The organism is Corynebacterium sp., from assembly GCF_012837295.1.
Taxonomy (GTDB): Bacteria; Actinomycetota; Actinomycetes; order Mycobacteriales; family Mycobacteriaceae; genus Corynebacterium.
In genome coordinates this window covers 1-2,726 of the sequence record NZ_DURI01000377.1, presented here as the reverse complement: position 1 = coordinate 2,726, position 2,726 = coordinate 1, and the positions used below count along the sequence as shown (strand labels likewise).

Below are 2,726 nucleotides of genomic sequence, written 5' to 3'. Positions count from 1 at the left end.
GGTCCGATCGCGCATGTGAAGCGGCAGACCTTCGATCAGCGGGCAACCAGGGTGGCGTCGACGATCCACCGGGACAACGAAGAGAAGCTGCGGGCGGCGGCGGAGGCGGCGGAGTCGTTGAGGCAGGCGGAGATTGATGCGGCGCTGCGCAAGCATGCGGGGGAGACGAGGCGGTACGAGGAGGAGCTGGCGGAATTCATCGCCGGGCCACTGAATTCGGAAGACCCGGATGCCGCAGCCGAAGCCCGAGGGTTGGCGGAGGCCGCCGATGATGGGTGGCCGACGGTCGACGATGAATTGTGGTCGCGTCAGTCGGTGCCGGCGGGAGGGGTCTGGCGCTGGGGAAGCGAGGGGCCGACGTGCCGCAGGGCAAGCCTTGATGTGGACGGGTCGATGGTGCCGGAGCCGCCGGCGCCGTTGGGGCCCGACCCGTCCATTCCGTTTTAGAGAACCCGTCCTGAATCGGAGCTCGAAGTTGGATCGTCTACCGATGACCTCGGTCTTCCGCGGCGGAATCGGCCGTTGGAATGGGATCTGCGGAGGATGCGACCTCGAAACATCGTTTCCGATCGCAGACCCGATTGGGGTTGAGTTGCAGTGTGGGGCCAGCCGCGACTGTTTCTGTCACATTGAATGGAGAAGCCGACAAATTGTCGGCGAAATCATGAAAGGAAGCCATTGCTCTCGATCATCGCTCTCGTGGGAGGGCTCATCGGCCTCTTTCTCATCGTCGAACAACTCAGGGGCATCCGTGAACAGTTGAAGGGCATTCGACAAGCTTTGGAAGGCACAACCGTGGCGGGGAAGTCGGACTGAACCAGCCCACCGGAGTGGCGGAATCGAACCAGCCGAATGGTGTCCTAGGGTCTATGCGGAGAAAGAGGAGCCTGATGACGCGTGGCCGGGCGCTCGTGGCGGTCAGCGGCCACGCGAGTCGGGCACGCGCGAAATCTCGCACAACGAAAGGTGCACAAGCGTGAACGAATCGTCGAACCGGGCGGACGGCGGGCGGGGAGACCGGTCCGGCCTGCCGCTCGGCGTCGTCACGGTCACCTACTCGCCGGGGAAGCACCTTCGGGCGCTCGTCGACTCGCTGCCGGGATCGACCACCGCGGGCACCGTGCTGATCATGGCCGACAACGGCTCCAAGGACGGCTCCCCCGAAGCCGAAGTCGCCCGCGCCGAGGAAGAGGGCCGCGCGAACCGGCTCAACGACGCGATCTTCCTGCCCACCGGCGGCAACGTCGGCTACGGCAAAGCCGCGAACATCGGCATCGCCGAACTGGCGACGATGCGCGACTCGGGCCGCATCCGGGGCGACTACGTTCTGCTGGTCAACCCGGACGTGATCTTCGACGCCGGGGCCATCGACGCGATGCTCGACTGCGCCGCGCGCAATCCCCGGGCCGGCGCGATCGGCCCGCTCATCCGCGAAGCCGACGGGACCGCGTACCCCTCGGCCAGGGCCGTGCCCGATCTGGTCGGCGGCATCGGACACGCGCTGCTCGCGGACGTCTGGCCGTCGAACCCGTTCTCGCGGCGCTACCGCGACGACGCCGACATGTCCCGCGAGCGCGACGCCGGCTGGCTGTCCGGCTCCTGCCTGCTGCTGAAGTGGGACGCGTTCGACTCCATCGGCGGGTTCGACGACCGCTACTTCATGTACATGGAGGACGTCGACCTCGGGGATCGCCTCGGCCGCGCGGGTTGGCGCAACGTCTTCTGCCCGGACGCGGTGATCCGCCACGCGCAGGGGCATTCCGCCTCGTCGCACCCGGAGATCACCGTCCGCGCGCACCACGATTCCGCGTACCGATTCATGTCGGACCGGCTGCCCGGCCCGCTGCTGGCGCCGGTGCGGTGGGCGCTGAAAATCGGCCTCTCGCTGCGTGGCACCATCATTTTGGCCGCGAAGAAGCGTAGGCAGAAGGCAGAAGCAGGTCGGACTCCGCGCTCCTGAGCGCGGGCACAAGTGATTGCTTGGCGACGAGCCGTCGTCAAGCGAAAACCCAGGAGGAACCCTTCAACCATGACCACCCATGACACGGCCCTGGCGGCGAACACCGACGCCGTCATCCTCGTCGGAGGGCAGGGGACGCGGCTGCGGCCGCTGACCGTGGGCACCCCGAAGCCCATGCTGCCCACCGCCGGCGTGCCCTTCCTGGAGCACCTGCTCGGGCGCATCAAGGCCGCCGGGATGACGCACGTGGTGCTGGGGACGTCGTACAAGGCGGAAGTGTTCGAGGAGCACTTCGGCGATGGCGCCGACCTGGGCCTGGAGATCGAATACGTGGTGGAGGACGAGCCGCTGGGCACCGGCGGCGGCATCCGCAACGTGTACGACCACCTGCGCCACGACACCGCGATGGTGTTCAACGGCGACGTCCTCGGCGGCACCGACCTGCGGGCGATCCTGGCGACCCACGCGGAGAAGAACGCCGACGTGACCATGCACCTGGTGCGCGTGCCCGACCCGCGCGCGTTCGGCTGCGTGCCCACCGACGACGACGGCCGGGTGCTGGAGTTCCTGGAGAAGACCCAGGATCCGCCGACCGACCAGATCAACGCCGGCTGCTACGTCTTCCGCCGCGAGCTCATCGGCGAGATCCCCGCGGGGCGCTCCATCAGCGTCGAGCGCGAGATCTTCCCGGCCCTGCTGGAAAACGGGCGGCGCGTGTTCGGGCACGTCGACTACGCCTACTGGCGGGACATGGGCACGCCCGCCG

General features: G+C 67.8%; 3 protein-coding genes. All 3 read left to right on the top strand.

Going from position 1 to position 2,726, the window contains the following annotated elements; all coding sequences use genetic code 11:
- On the top strand, positions 1-447 hold a 447-nt coding region (locus tag GX015_RS12640), incomplete at its 5' end, for a hypothetical protein (RefSeq protein WP_291345489.1).
- A gap of 529 nt (positions 448-976) precedes the next feature.
- Positions 977-1,960 carry a glycosyltransferase family 2 protein gene (locus tag GX015_RS12635; RefSeq protein ID WP_291345488.1) on the top strand — a complete coding sequence of 328 codons (984 nt, stop codon included), beginning with the start codon at positions 977-979 and terminating at the stop codon, positions 1,958-1,960.
- Positions 1,961-2,029: 69 nt separating this feature from the next.
- On the top strand, positions 2,030-2,726 hold a 697-nt coding region (locus GX015_RS12630; RefSeq protein ID WP_291345487.1), incomplete at its 3' end, for a nucleotidyltransferase family protein.